The sequence below is a fragment of the Sphingobium yanoikuyae genome (assembly GCF_013001025.1).
GTDB classification, from domain to species: domain Bacteria; phylum Pseudomonadota; class Alphaproteobacteria; order Sphingomonadales; family Sphingomonadaceae; genus Sphingobium; species Sphingobium yanoikuyae_A.
On sequence record NZ_CP053021.1, the window covers coordinates 1,018,141 to 1,031,414 of the forward strand.

18 protein-coding genes are annotated in these 13,274 nt (G+C 64.8%); 4 read left to right on the forward strand and 14 right to left on the reverse strand.

Annotated elements, in window-relative coordinates:
• Positions 1-18: 18 nt before the first annotated feature.
• Positions 19-654: an RcnB family protein gene (locus HH800_RS05285; protein WP_169860396.1), complete on the reverse strand. Its 636-nt coding sequence runs from the start codon at positions 652-654 to the stop codon at positions 19-21.
• A gap of 159 nt (positions 655-813) precedes the next feature.
• Here HH800_RS05285 and HH800_RS05290 point away from each other — a divergent pair, with 159 nt between their 5' ends.
• Positions 814-1,746, forward strand: a complete 933-nt coding sequence (locus HH800_RS05290) for an ABC transporter ATP-binding protein (RefSeq protein ID WP_169860397.1) — start codon at positions 814-816, stop codon at positions 1,744-1,746.
• Positions 1,743-2,513, forward strand: a complete 771-nt coding sequence (locus HH800_RS05295) for an ABC transporter permease (RefSeq protein ID WP_010335393.1) — start codon at positions 1,743-1,745, stop codon at positions 2,511-2,513. The genes HH800_RS05290 and HH800_RS05295 overlap by 4 nt, the downstream gene beginning before the upstream one ends.
• A 66-nt stretch (positions 2,514-2,579) precedes the next feature.
• Here the strand turns inward: HH800_RS05295 and HH800_RS05300 are convergent, their stop codons facing one another.
• The 5 genes from HH800_RS05300 to HH800_RS05320 form a co-directional block, all read right to left on the reverse strand.
• Complete coding sequence (locus HH800_RS05300) at positions 2,580-2,900, reverse strand: hypothetical protein (RefSeq protein WP_004212065.1); 321 nt, start codon at positions 2,898-2,900, stop codon at positions 2,580-2,582.
• A gap of 113 nt (positions 2,901-3,013) precedes the next feature.
• Complete coding sequence (locus tag HH800_RS05305; RefSeq protein WP_051886708.1) at positions 3,014-4,324, reverse strand: MATE family efflux transporter; 1,311 nt, start codon at positions 4,322-4,324, stop codon at positions 3,014-3,016.
• Positions 4,325-4,443: 119 nt separating this feature from the next.
• Positions 4,444-5,373: a DUF808 domain-containing protein gene (locus tag HH800_RS05310; protein WP_169860399.1), complete on the reverse strand. Its 930-nt coding sequence runs from the start codon at positions 5,371-5,373 to the stop codon at positions 4,444-4,446.
• 118 nt (positions 5,374-5,491) lie between these two features.
• Positions 5,492-5,734, reverse strand: a complete 243-nt coding sequence (locus tag HH800_RS05315) for a hypothetical protein (RefSeq protein WP_169860400.1) — start codon at positions 5,732-5,734, stop codon at positions 5,492-5,494.
• Positions 5,731-6,090, reverse strand: a complete 360-nt coding sequence (locus HH800_RS05320; RefSeq protein ID WP_017501193.1) for a hypothetical protein — start codon at positions 6,088-6,090, stop codon at positions 5,731-5,733. The genes HH800_RS05315 and HH800_RS05320 overlap by 4 nt, the downstream gene beginning before the upstream one ends.
• 104 nt (positions 6,091-6,194) lie before the next feature.
• Here HH800_RS05320 and HH800_RS05325 point away from each other — a divergent pair, with 104 nt between their 5' ends.
• Positions 6,195-6,464 carry a plasmid stabilization protein gene (locus HH800_RS05325; protein WP_069336817.1) on the forward strand — a complete coding sequence of 90 codons (270 nt, stop codon included), beginning with the start codon at positions 6,195-6,197 and terminating at the stop codon, positions 6,462-6,464.
• 344 nt (positions 6,465-6,808) lie between these two features.
• Here HH800_RS05325 and rplI read toward each other — a convergent pair whose 3' ends face one another.
• Genes rplI through rpsF form a run of 3 tightly spaced genes read right to left on the reverse strand, consistent with a single transcriptional unit; the run spans position 6,809 to position 8,061 of the window.
• A complete protein-coding gene (gene rplI, locus HH800_RS05330; protein WP_004212072.1) occupies positions 6,809-7,405 on the reverse strand; it encodes a 50S ribosomal protein L9 in 597 nt (198 codons plus the stop codon).
• A 13-nt stretch (positions 7,406-7,418) separates the two neighbouring features.
• Positions 7,419-7,643 carry a 30S ribosomal protein S18 gene (rpsR, locus tag HH800_RS05335; protein WP_004212076.1) on the reverse strand — a complete coding sequence of 75 codons (225 nt, stop codon included), beginning with the start codon at positions 7,641-7,643 and terminating at the stop codon, positions 7,419-7,421.
• Between the two features lie 13 nt (positions 7,644-7,656).
• Entirely contained in the window at positions 7,657-8,061 is a 405-nt protein-coding gene (gene rpsF / locus HH800_RS05340; RefSeq protein WP_004212077.1) for a 30S ribosomal protein S6, read from the reverse strand.
• A gap of 246 nt (positions 8,062-8,307) precedes the next feature.
• Between rpsF and HH800_RS05345 the strand changes: the two genes are divergently transcribed.
• Positions 8,308-9,711, forward strand: a complete 1,404-nt coding sequence (locus HH800_RS05345) for a GntP family permease (protein WP_169860401.1) — start codon at positions 8,308-8,310, stop codon at positions 9,709-9,711.
• 55 nt (positions 9,712-9,766) lie between these two features.
• Here HH800_RS05345 and HH800_RS05350 read toward each other — a convergent pair whose 3' ends face one another.
• The 5 genes from HH800_RS05350 to HH800_RS05370 form a co-directional block, all read right to left on the reverse strand.
• Complete coding sequence (locus HH800_RS05350; protein WP_010335400.1) at positions 9,767-10,120, reverse strand: RcnB family protein; 354 nt, start codon at positions 10,118-10,120, stop codon at positions 9,767-9,769.
• A gap of 177 nt (positions 10,121-10,297) precedes the next feature.
• Entirely contained in the window at positions 10,298-11,014 is a 717-nt protein-coding gene (locus tag HH800_RS05355; protein WP_169860402.1) for a CPBP family intramembrane glutamic endopeptidase, BDIM_20840 family, read from the reverse strand.
• 28 nt (positions 11,015-11,042) lie between these two features.
• Positions 11,043-11,234, reverse strand: coding sequence for a hypothetical protein (locus HH800_RS05360; protein ID WP_017501187.1), 192 nt, complete (start codon positions 11,232-11,234; stop codon positions 11,043-11,045).
• A gap of 110 nt (positions 11,235-11,344) precedes the next feature.
• The gene (locus tag HH800_RS05365; protein ID WP_004212085.1) at positions 11,345-12,550 is read right to left on the reverse strand and encodes an ABC transporter permease; all 1,206 of its coding nucleotides are present in this window, start codon (positions 12,548-12,550) and stop codon (positions 11,345-11,347) included.
• On the reverse strand, positions 12,550-13,272 hold the full coding sequence (locus HH800_RS05370) for an ABC transporter ATP-binding protein (RefSeq protein ID WP_161733605.1): 723 nt from the start codon (positions 13,270-13,272) through the stop codon (positions 12,550-12,552). Before HH800_RS05370 ends, HH800_RS05365 begins: the two co-directional genes overlap by 1 nt.
• Positions 13,273-13,274 lie beyond the last annotated feature (2 nt).

Here is a 13,274-nt window from a genome sequence, read left to right on the forward strand (position 1 = left end):
GCCCTTCCTGTTTCTGCCTCAGTAGAAGGCGCCATAGACCACATCGACCACGCGGCGCGACCGCACGTCGACCAGCAACATGTCGGGGCCATAGCGGATCCAGCGATAGCCATAAGGCGGGGCGCCCAGACCCATGCGCCAGTAATCGTCATAATAATAAGCGGTCGAGAAGAAGATCGCCGGCAGGAACAGGCCGACCGTCCAGCGCCGATAGCTGTAGCCGCGCGGATAGCGGAACGCGGGCCCGTGGATGGGCCGGAAATTGGGCGGGCGTCCGGCGCCCGGACGATGCGGCTGACCGGGGTTTCCGGGCCGTGGCGGTTGGACGGAGGGGCCGCCCGGACGCGAAGGCTGGGGCGAAGGACCACCCGGGCGATTGGGCTGGTTCGGCGAACCGCCCGGCCGGCTCGGCTGGGACGTATCGGGGCGGGAGGGCTGGTTGTTGGACCCGCCCGGGCGCGAGGGTTGCGTCGAGGGACCGGACGGACGCGATGGTTGAGCAGAACCGCCGGGGCGTGAGGGAGCGGGGGCAGGGCGCGTGGACGGAGATGGTCGAGCGCTGCCGCCGGATGGTGGTCGGCCGCCCTGCTGGGCGATGGCGATATCGGGAACGACGATCAACGCGATCGACAGATAGAGAACTGCCTTTTTCATAGCCTTCTCCACATGGTGGCGCGTCAAGCCTATGCCCGCGCTTCACCGGCTTCAATCTTTTTCCAATATGTTGCCCGGCTTCGCTATTTGCCGCGTTGCCGGTTGCATGGCGCGGTCCGCCTCCTATCTTGCCGACACAAGGAAAGGGGGCGCTGCCGCATGGCATCCATCATCGAAATCAAGGGCCTGACGAAAAGCTATGCGTCGGGCTTTCAGGCGCTCAAGGGCGTAGACCTGAATATCGAGGAGGGCGAGATTTTCGCGCTGCTCGGCCCCAATGGCGCGGGCAAGACGACAATGATCTCGATCATCTGCGCCAATGTCCGCCCCTCTGGCGGCACCGTGACGGTCGCCGGCCATGACATCATCCGTGACTATCGCGGCGCGCGCGCCGCAATCGGACTGGTGCCGCAGGAGCTCAATACCGACCAGTTCGAGCGGGTCATCGATACCGTCACCTTCAGTCGTGGCCTCTTCGGCAAGCCGCGCAACGACGCCTATGTCGAAAAGGTGCTGCGCGACCTGTCGCTATGGGACAAGCGCCACAACAAGATCCGCGAACTGTCCGGCGGCATGAAGCGCCGGGTTATGATCGCCAAGGCGCTGAGCCATGAGCCGCGCGTGCTGTTCCTGGACGAGCCGACCGCCGGCGTCGACGTCGAATTGCGCCGTGACATGTGGAAGCTGATCGGCGAACTGCGCCAGACCGGCGTCACCATCATCCTCACCACCCATTATATCGAGGAGGCCGAGGAAATGGCCGACCGGGTGGGCGTCATCAACCATGGCCAGTTGATGCTGGTCGAGGACAAGACCGCCCTGATGGAGAAGCTGGGCAAGAAGACGCTGTCGATCATGCTGGCCGAGCCGATCGAGGCGCTGCCGCCCGAACTGGCCGACTGGGATGTGGTGCTCAAGGCGCAGGGGCAGGAGATCGAATATCTGTTCGACACCCGCGCCGAACGCACCGGCGTCTCCTCGCTGCTGCGCAAGCTGGGCGATCTCGGCATCGGATACAAGGATCTCAACACGCGGCAGAGCAGCCTGGAGGATATTTTCGTGAGCCTGGTCCATCAGGAGAAAGCGGCATGAACGGCCCGAATCTGCGCGCGGTCGCCGCCATCTACAAGTTCGAGCTGCACCGGTTCCGACGCACCTGGCTGACCGGCCTGCTGGTGCCGGTCATCACCACCTCGCTCTATTTCATCGTGTTTGGTGGGGCGATCGGCTCGCGCATGACCGAGATTGACGGCATTCCCTATGCCGCCTTCATCGTGCCGGGCCTCATCATGATGTCGATGTTCACGGAGAGCATTTTCAACGCCAGCTTCGGCATCTACATGCCCAAGTTCACCGGCACCATCTATGAGCTGCTATCGGCGCCGGTGTCGGCGATGGAGACGGTGATCGCCTATGTCGGGGCGGCGGCGACCAAGGCGCTGATCGTCGGCTTCATCATCTTTGCCACGGCCCATCTGTTCGTCGATTTGCCGGTGGCCCATCCCTTCGCCATGGTCGGCTTCATGCTGCTGATTGCGGTGAGCTTCTGCCTGTTCGGCTTCATCCTGGGCATCTGGGCGCAGGGGTTCGAGCAGTTGCAGGTGATCCCGCTGCTGATCATCACGCCGATGACCTTCCTGGGTGGCGCCTTCTACTCGATCCACATGCTGGCCGAGCCGTGGCGCACGATCACCCTGTTCAACCCGATCGTCTATCTGATCTCGGGCTTCCGCTGGACCTTCTTCGGCAAGGGCGATGTCGGGATCGAGTTCAGCCTGTTGTTCGTGGGCGGCATGCTGGCGGTATGCCTCGGCATCATCGCCTGGGTGTTCCGCACCGGCTATCGACTCAAGAAGTAACGATAAAAGAAAAGGGCGGCCAATGGCCGCCCTTCTTCATTCCGGTCGATGCGATGCCAGTGCCGGTCAGGCCGCGGCGCTTTGCGGATCGACCGCGAACAGGGTCACGCCCTTATATTTGTCGTCGCCCTGGTCATAGAGGCCGTGCATCGCCTCGAACGTCTCGTCCAGAATCTCGACATCGCTCAGGCCCGCCAGCTTGAACGTGCCCAGCTTCAGCTCGCGCGGCGGGCGGCCGTCGCGGTCCGTGGTCACGGCGTCCATGAACATCTCGTCATGGCGCGTGTAGAGGATGTGCGGGGCCAGCGTGACGACCATCTTGTTATAGGTCGCCTTGAGGCACTTCTGAAGCGCGATCGCTTCGAAGATAGGGGTCGGAGAGTCCATGATGGGCCGCCCATATCAAGAAACACGGCCCCGTTTCAATTGCTTTGTGCGTCGCACCATGTGCCTGCCGTGCAACCGGCCGGATTTTCACGACGAATTGTGCGGCCGTTTTCCTAGCGCAGAACCAGCCCCAGCCGGTCGCGCAGCGACCAGCGCGCGATCAGCAGGATCGCCACCGTGCCGAGGCCCGCAGCCAGGCCGAACCAGATGCCCACGCCATGCAGCCCCATCGGGAAAGCGAGCAGGGCGCCGACGCCGATACCGATGATCCAGTAGCCGAAAAGGGCGAAGATCATCGGCACCTTGGTATCCTGGATACCGCGCAGCACGCCGGCGCCGACGGCCTGGGCCGCGTCGACCAGCTGGAACAGCGCGGCGACCGCCAGGAAGCTGACCGCCAGATTGGCGGTGGCGAGATTGGCCGGATCATGGACGTCGAGGAAGATCGACACCAGCGGTCGCGGGATCAGGACCAGCATCAGCGCGGCGGCCATGGCGAAGCCGGTGCCGACGATCAGCGCCAGCCAGCCGGCTCGGCCGATCGCGGCAGGATCGGCCCGGCCATAGGCGACGCCGACGCGTACGGTCGCGGCCTGGCCAATGCCCATCGGCACCATGAAGACCAGCGAGGCGATCTGGATCGCCACGGCGTGGGCGGCGAGCGATTCCCGGTCGATCAGCCCCATCAGGAAGGCCGAGGCATTGAACACGGTGACTTCCAGCCCCAGCGTGATCGCGATCGGTAGGCCCAGCGTCCACACTGCCCGCTGCCGGTCGCGGTCACGCGTCCAGAAGCGGCCCATCAGCCGATAGCGGCGGAAGCGGCGATCGACCAGGATGACGGTCAGCAGGCCCAGAAACAGGAAGGTGGAGGAGAGGGTGCTGGCGATGCCGGCGCCCAGCAGGCCGAGCGCGGGCAGGCCGAGATGGCCGAAGATCAGCGCCCAGCCGACCAGCACGTTGAACGGGATGGCGAGCAGCATGATGATGAGGCCCCAGAGCGGGCGCTCCAGTGCCGAGATGAAGTTGCGCAGCGTGGTGAAGCAGAGGAAGGGCAGCAGCGCCCATTGCATGCCGCGCATCAGATGGCCGGCTTCGCGCGCCAGATCGGGTTCCTGCCCCATGGCGCGCAGGATCGCCTCGCAATGCCACAGGATCAGCCAGGCCGGCAGCACGAAGAAGGCGGCGGCGCGCAGCGTCTGGTGGACGGTGCGGCGCACGTCGCGCACCGAATGGCGGCGACGGCCCCGCTCGCTGGCGATCAGCGGCGCGGCGGCGGTGACGAGGCCGAGGCCGAAGATCAGCAGCGCGTTGAACAGGTTGATCGCCAGCGCCCCGGCGGCGACCGCTTCCGCGCCCAGTCGACCGACGAGCAGCAGATCGGTCGCGGCGATCCCCGACCAGGCGACATTGCCCGCGATCATGGGAATGGCGAGCGTGATTAGCGCGCGCGCCTCGATGCGCCAGGGGGAAGATTGGGTCACTTGGAAAGTCCGGAGCGAGGGAAGCGCCGGCAAAGGCGCGGGCGCTCCCCTTAATCGCCTCAGTGCTTCTTGAACAGATGCAGCACGGCAACGATGATGCCGCCGATCACCAGCCCGACAATGCCCGCGCCGATCGCATTCACCAGCCAGTCGATCACCGGACCGATCGCGGGCACGGCTTGGGCGGCGCCTTGCGCCAGATGATGGATCGTGCCGGGGATCAGATCCCAGTGAAATTCGTGCAGGCCATGGACGATCAGGCCACCGCCCACCCACAACATCGCCGCCGTACCGACGACGCCCAGCACGCTCATCACGACCGGCATCGCCTTTACCAGGCCGCGCCCGATGGCGCGCGTCGCCGCGCCACTGCGTTGGGCGAGGTGCAGGCCGATATCGTCCATCTTCACGATGAAGCCGACCACGCCATAGACGCCGGCGGTGATCGCGATGGCGACGACGACCAGGATGATCGCCTGTTCCCAGATCGGCTCGCTGGCGACAGTGCCGAGCGCAATCGCCATGATCTCGCCCGACAGGATGAAGTCGGTGCGGATAGCGCTGGAGACCTTCTGGTCCTCCAGTTCCTTGGAGGTGAGGGTTGCGGCGGCATCCGCCACCTCGTCATGGCCGCCCTGGATCGCCTCCAGCAGCTTCTCCGCCGCCTCGAAGCACAGGAAGGCGCCGCCGAGCATCAGCAGCGGCGGCAGCAGCCAGGGGGCAAAGGCGCTGAGCGCCAGTGCCGCCGGCAGCAGGAACAGCAATTTGTTGCGCAGCGATCCGCGCGCGATCTTCCAGATGATCGGCAGTTCGCGGTCGGGCGACAGGCCCATGACATAATTGGGTGTCACGGCAGTATCGTCGATGACGACGCCGGCGGCCTTTGTGCCGGCCTTGCCGGCAGCAGCGGCGACATCGTCCAGCGACGTGGCCGCCATCTTGGCGATACCGGCAACATCGTCGAGCAGCGCGATCAGACCCGAAGGCATGGTTAAATAATTCCCCTGTTGAAACGGATGGATATCATCCGTGCGCGCTTCTTAATGCGCGGGCAGGGTGGGGGCAATGGAGCGATGATTGCCGGTTCGTGACCGGGTGTCGGCGATATCAGTAATTGCCGGGCGGATCGCTGGCGGGAAAGGATTCGTCGGACTGTTCATCGACCATGTCCCAATCGCTGTCGTCCGCCTGCGGCCCGGCGTCGCGGACGATGCCGGACGAGCCGACCGGGCCGCGATCGTCCGGATCATCGGCGGTGGCACCATCATCCTTGCCGGCGCGTTCCTTCAGGCTCTTCCAGGCAACGGCGCCAAGGCCGGTCAGAAAGGCCAGCTTCAACAATCCCTTCATGGTGTCTCCTTCGACGCACTGTGGAGATGGACCCACTTGGCGGCGTCCTGGTCGATAGCCTCGGGCGAGAGGCGAATTTCGCCCTCTTCGTCCGCGCTGCCGGCATGATCCTCGTCGGCGCCGGTCATGCCGGGCGGAAAGATGGTCCAGCGCTGTTGCAGGGCGGTATCGATCATCGCCTGCCAGGCGGTCACGTCGCCCGTCTCGCGCATGGCGGGGTCGGGCTCCTTGAGCATCGCCAATATGCTGGCGGCGTCCTCGACCCAATAGGGCCAGTTATGCGTTGCCCCGGCGGCGAGGTGCCGGGCGAGGCGCTCAAGCAGGGTGCGTTGCTCCATGATGTCCGGAACGTTCATGGCGACTCTCCGTTCCTCATTTTCTCGCCATGCAACTTAATGGCAATCCTCGGGAAACGCCCCTCGGTATTTGAACCGATATGGGACGAAAAAAGGAGGCAGACATGCCCAGAGGCGACAAGGATCGTTACACTGGCAAGCAGAAGCGCAAGGCCGCGCATATCGCGCAAAGCTATGAAGAGCGTGGCGTGTCGCATGACGAAGCGGAGGCGCGGGCTTGGGCCACGGTGAACAAGGATTCGGGCGGCGGAAATCTGTCGGGATCGGGGCGGGGCAAGCCCGACAGCCATGCCGCCGACCGGCGCAAGGCGGCCGATCGGTCGGCCGCAGCGAAGAAGGGTTGGGAAACGCGCCGTCGCCGGGCGCAGGGCTGACATCAGGGTGAGAAGATATCGCCGTTGCTGAAATGGGCGGCGAGATGATCGATCCAGGCGCGCACCAGCGGCGGTAGCCCGGTGCGGGTGGTGAAGACGAGGTGGACGATCCCCTCCTGCGCCTGCCATTCCGGGAAAGGGTAGCGCAGGGCGCCCGACCGTGACGATCTGGACGTGGCCCTTGGGATAGAGCGTCAGGAAATCGGGCAATGGGGCGGTGACGGCGGTGCGGCACTGCTCATAGACCGACAGGCCAAGCTCGGTGAGCGTTCGATCAGCCGCCCAAGGCAACAAAAAAGCCGCCCGGTGACGGACGGCTTTCTCGTTTGTCAGAGCGAAGAGGCTCAGGCTTCTTCGGCCGGGGCTTCTTCCGCCTCGACGGCGATTTCGCCCGGCTCGGCGTTCGGATCGTAATCCTCGGTGAAGCCGGCTTCGTCCTTCTCGAACAGGTCGGCCATCACGTCGACGCCCTGCGCCTGCAGTTCGGCTTCTTCCGGCGAGCGGGCAACGTTCACCGTGATGGTGACGGCCACTTCCGGGTGCAGCGCGACCTTGACGTCGAAGACGCCCAGGGTCTTGATCGGACGCTCCAGCACGACCATCGCCTTGGAGACGTTGGTCACGCCATCGGCGTGCAGCGCGTCGACGACGTCACGGACGGCGACCGAGCCGTACAGGTGGCCGGCGTTCGACGACTGGCGGATCAGGACGATCTGCTTGCCGTTGACGCCTTCGGCAGCCTTTTCGGCGTCCGAACGACGAGCGGCGTTGTCGGCTTCGATCTTCGCGCGGTTGGCTTCGAACACGGCCTTGTTGGCGGCGTTCGAACGAAGAGCCTTCTTGTTGGGCAGCAGGAAGTTACGAGCGTAACCGTCCTTCACGGTGACGACGTCGCCGATCGCGCCCAGCTTTTCGATGCGCTCAAGGAGAATGATTTCCATGGGTCTTTCTCCCTTACTTCACGATGTAGGGCAGCAGGCCCAGGTGACGGGCGCGCTTGATGGCCTGGGCCAGCTCACGCTGCTTCTTGGCGGACACCGCGGTGATGCGGCTGGGGACGATCTTGCCGCGCTCGGACACGAAGCCCTGCAGCAGACGGACGTCCTTGTAATCGATCTTCGGCGCATCCTTGGCGGCGAAGGGGCAGCTCTTGCGGCGGCGGAAAAACGGGCGTGCCATGTTTCAGATCTCCTTATTCGGCAGCCGGGGCTTCTTCGCGCTCACGGCGCGGGCCACGGTCACCACGGGGGGCACGGTCGCCGCGTTCGGCGCGTTCCTGCTTGCGCATCATCACCGACGGACCGGCTTCCAGCTCTTCGACCTTGATGGTCATGTAGCGGATGATGTCTTCGTTGATCTGGGTCTGACGCTCCAGCTCGGCAATCACGTTGCCCGGTGCGTCGATGTTCAGCATGACGTAGTGCGCCTTGCGGTTCTTGGCGATCTTGTACGCGAGCGAACGCAGGCCCCAGGTCTCGACCTTGGTCACCTTGCCTTCATTTTCCTCGACGATCTTGGTGGCGGTTTCCGCCAGAGCGTCCACCTGCGCCTGTGCCAGATCCTGGCGCGCAAGGAACACATGCTCGTAAAGAGCCATGGTTATTGCCTCATCTGTTGGCCGATCGCTGACGCCCACCCCATGTGGAACGCCCCTCCGGCTGTCGTCTCAAGCATTCGAAATCGTTCGACGTCCGAATCCGGGGCCGAGCGAAGGCGCGCCTATGACGGAAAAGCGGGGGAAAGGCAAGCGGCATCGGTGCAGCCATGGGCGGCAGCGGCCCTGCTTGCAGTCAGGCTTCACCTGTCTCTATCCTGCCTGCCAGAAAAAGAGAAGGAGAGACGGATGGCGGTCGCGATCGCGGCACTGGCGCTGATCTTGCTGATGCTGGCGGCCTATCGCGGCATGAGCGTCATATTGATGGCGCCCTTGCTCGCCATGCTGGCGGTGTTCCTGACCGATCCGGCGGCGGTGCCCACCGCCTTTTCCGGCCTGTTCATGGACAAGGTCGCTACCTTCCTGAAACTCTATTTTCCCGTCTTCCTGCTCGGCGCGCTGTTCGGCAAGCTGGTCGAGATATCGGGCTTTTCCCGCGCGATCGTGACGGCGGTGATCGGTTTCGTGGGCGCGGGAAGGGCGATCCCGGCGATCATGATCGTGACGGCGCTGCTGACCTATGGCGGGGTCTCGGTCTTCGTGGCGGTGTTCGCCGTCTATCCCTTCGCCGCCGAGATGTTTCGCCGCGCCGATATTCCCAAGCGGCTGGTGCCGGCCACCATCGGCCTTGGCGCGCTGACCTTCACCATGGATGCGCTGCCGGGTACGCCGCAGATCCAGAATGTCATTCCGGCAAGCTTCTTTGGCACCACCGCCTGGGCGGCGCCGGTGCTGGGCGTGATCGGGTCAATGGTGATCGCGGCGGCGGGCCTTGCCTATCTCAACTGGCGGCGCCGGGCGATGGCGGCCGCGGGGGAGGGCTATGGCGCACCCGAAACGCTGGTCAACGAACCCGATCGGCAGGAAGAGGCGATCACCGTTCATCCGTTGGTCGCCCTGCTGCCGCTGCTGGTGGTGGGGCTGGGCAATCTGGCGCTGACCCTGCTGATCCCGCGCATCACCGGCGGGTCGGAAGAGGTGAGTATTCGGCTGGCGGGTCTGCCCGATCCGGTGACAGCGAAGGTGACACAGCAAGCGGCACTGTGGGCGGTGGAGGGGGCGCTGCTGATGGGCATCGCCACCATCCTGATCTTTGCCTTCCCGGTCGTGGCACGGCGCTTTGCGGAAGGGGCGAAGGCGGCGGTCGGTGGCGCCTTGCTGGCGGGGATGAACACGGCGGTCGAATATGGCTTTGGCGGGGTGATCGCGGCGCTGCCCGGCTTCCTGGTCGTCAAGGACGCGCTGAAGGCGGTGCCGAACCCGCTGATCAACGAAGCCATTACGGTGACGACCCTGGCGGGCATCACCGGATCGGCGTCGGGCGGCCTGTCGATCGCGCTGGCGGCGATGGCGGACCAGTTCGTGGCGGCGGGCGACGCGGCGGGCATCCCAAGAGAGGTGCTGCATCGGGTTGCGTCGATGGCATCGGGGGGCATGGACAGCCTGCCGCACAATGGCGCGGTCATCACCTTGCTGGCGGTGACGGGCCTCACCCATCGTCAGGCCTATAAGGACATATTCGCGCTGACGCTCATCAAGACGATGACCGTCTTCGTCGTGATCGCCGTCTATTATCTGACCGGGCTGGTGTGAACGCGAAAGCGCCCCGGAGCGGTGGCTCCAGGGCGCTTTTCAGGAAGTGGGGCGCTTAGCGGATGGCGCCGGCGACGACCGCGCCGATGATCCCGCTGGTGATCGCGACCAGCACCGCGTCATTGCCCGAGCGGACCCAGTGATAACCGCGCGGCGGGGCCGACAGGCGATAGCCGCGATAATTGTCGACGACCCGGTAATTGGTCGCGTAGCGGCGATCGAAGCGCTGGCCCTTGGCCCAGTGGCGATCGTTGCGCACCACCGTCTTCTTCTGGACGACGGTGCGGTGCGGACCTTCCTTCACGACCCGGACGGTCTCGCGATGGGGCGCGGCCTGGGCCTGGGCGGTGACGATCGGGCTGGCGGCAACGGCGGTGGCGGTCAGGGCCAGGATGATCTTCTTGAACATGTCTTCATTCCTCTTGTTTCAATCGAGGGCGCCGCTTCCGGCGTCGAAGACAGAGATAGGCCGCGCTTGTCGCAAGCCTGTCCCAAGGGTGGGGCAGTTTTGTCGGAAATTGTATCAAAACCCGATTTAAGCTGAATATCGGTTCAGAAATGGCGATTTTTCAATGCCTTGTTCGACTCACAACATCAGCGAGATGGCATTGCCGAAATTGTGCAGCAGGATCGGCAGCAGCAGGCTGCCGGTACGCAGGCGCAGCCAGACGGTGAGTAGCGAGGGGATGGCGGTAAGCGCCATCACCATCGGGTCAAAGCTGAAATGGCCGCCCGAATAGCCGAACGCATGGGCAAGGCCGAACAGGCCGCAGGAAAGCAGGGCGCCCCAGCCCCAGTCGACGCCGAGAAAGCGAACCCGCCGGGTAAAGGCGCGATCGAGCGCGAAAAGCAGAATGCCGCGATAAAAGGGTTCTTCCTCCAGCCCCGGCATGGTGAGCTGGAAGGCGATTTCCTCCGCGCTGCTGGGATCGTCGGGGAAATAGAGCGCGAGCGCGGTGAAGAAGGCGCAATAGAGGAGAGCCACGGGCAGGGCAGCGGTCAGGCTGCCGCGTGCTTGCCGGAGGGTGAGGCCGACCCGCTTCCAGCCAAATACCGGCAGGGCGGCCACCAGCAGCGTGAGGGCAAGGGCTAGCAGCTTGCCCTGCCAGTTCCAGTCGGCAGCAGGGATGAGGTCGGGGATATGGCGATAGGCGCGGGTCAGCAGCGCGTCATTGGCAGCGACCAGGGCGACGGCAACCAGCAGCCAGCCAGGCCGAAAGCCGCGCCGATCGATCAGGCCGATCGCACCGCCCGCGGCCAGCAGCAGCGCCAGCGTGCCGAGCAGGCCGATGACGCCGTTCATGCGCGCCGCTCCGGCGCGCGGCGGCGGCTCAGTCGGTGGAGGCGGGCAGAGAGACGGCGGGCAGGGGCGTGGCGGTGACGGTCATGCGGGCGAGCAGGATGGGATGATCCTTGCCCTCCAGCAATTGCGCCGTTTGCGGTGCCTGCGCGTCGGCAAAGGGGGTGAGGCTGACCCCGAACAGCAGCGCACTGCTGATGAGGCTGGCGGCGATCATCTTCATGGAGGCATTCCTTCCACGGCGCCGGAGCGGCGCCATGGAGGGAGGGATTAGGCAGAAGATGTCGCAGCATTATCCCGGATAACCGCCCTTTTGTCGGAAAATGTATCAGCCTATTCGTGCCGCAGCGCGTCGATCGGGTTGAGGCTGGCCGCCCGGCGGGCGGGGAAATAGCCGAACACCACGCCGATCGCCGCCGAAAAGAGGAAGGCGATCAGATTGACCTGCGGATCGAAGGTGAAGGGCACCTTCATCAGCGGCGCGATGCCGACCGATGCGATCAGGGCGATGACCAGGCCGATCAGGCCGCCCATGCACGACAGCACGATCGCCTCCACCAGAAACTGCATCAGCACTTCGCGCGCGACCGCGCCGATGGCGAGGCGGATGCCGATCTCGCGGGTGCGTTCCGTCACCGACACCAACATGATGTTCATGATGCCGATGCCGCCGACCAGCAGCGAGATGGCGGCGACCGCCGCGACGATCTGGGTCAGGATGGTGGTGGTGCCGGTCAGCGTGTCGCTGATCTGCTTGGTGTCGAAGACGTTGAAATTATCCTCCGCGCCCGCCTTGATCTTGCGCCGCTCGCGCATCAGCTGCTCCAGGCTGTCCTGCACGGTCGCGCTGTCATAGGCGTCGTCGACCGCGACCATGATCTGGCTGATGTCGCGATCGCCGGTGAAGCGGCGCTGGACGAACTTGATCGGCATGACGACGACATCGTCCTGGTCGCCAAAGCCGCCCTGGCCGCGGGTCGCCAGTACGCCCACCACCTGACAGCTCACGCCCTTGATGCGCATCCGCTTGCCGATCGGGTCATTGCCCTGGAACAGGTTGGTGCGCACCGTATTGCCGATGATGCAGACCGATTTGCCGGCCTCTTCCTCGTCCGGCATGAACAGCCGGCCTTCCGACACATTCCAGGACTGGACCTGCGAATAGGCGGAGGTCGTGCCATAGACAGTGGTCGACCAGTTATTGCCTTCATAGATGGCGGTGCCGCTCGACTGGACCACCGGCGCCACGGCGCGCACGCCGGTCAGCTGGTTCTCGATCGCGGTCAGGTCCGCTTCCTTGAAATTGGGCGGGCGCGGCCCGCCGCCGCCACGGCCGAAGCCCTGGCCGGGGCGCAGTTGCAGCACATTGGCGCCCAGCGAGCTGATCTGTTCGCGCACGGCGGCGGTCGCGCCATTGCCCAGCGTCACCATGGTGACGACGGCGGCAACGCCGATGATGATGCCGAGCGTCGTGAGGAAGCTGCGCATCTTGTGCCGGTTGATCGCCCGGAAGGCGAGGATGACAGTGGTGCCCAGCATCAGCCCACGGCTCCCTTCTGCGGTCCGCCCTGGCCCTTGTCGACCCGCTCCACCAGCCCATCCTTGAAATGGACGATGGTGCGGGCAAATTCGGCCATGTCGGGTTCGTGCGTCACCATCAGCACGGTGATGCCGCTATTCTGGTTGAGGTCGGTCAGCAATTGCATGATCTCCACCGACCGTTCGGAATCGAGATTGCCGGTCGGTTCGTCCGCCAGCAGCACGTCGGGCTGGGTGACGATGGCACGGGCGATCGCGACGCGCTGTTGCTGGCCGCCGGACAGTTCGGCCGGCGTATGGTCCCACCAGTCCTTCAGGCCCACCTTGTCGAGCGCGGCCATGCCCATGTCATAGCGGGTCTTCTTGTCCTCGCCGCGATAAAGCAGGGGCAGCTCGACATTTTCGAGCGCGCTGGTGCGGGCGAGCAGGTTGAAGCCCTGGAAGACGAAGCCGAGATAGCGGCGGCGCAGCAGCGCGCGCTGATCGCGGTCCAGCGTCTCGACATGGCGGCCCTTGAACAGGAACTGCCCGCCCGATGGCACGTCGAGGCAGCCCAGTATGTTCATCGTCGTCGACTTGCCCGAGCCCGAAGGCCCCATGACGGCGACGAAATCACCCTGCTCGATATCGAGGTCGATGCCCTTGAGTGCCTGAAAGGCGGTGGGGCCGCTGCCGAAGATCTTGGTGATCCCCCGCAGCGAGATGATGGGATCGGCGGCCATGG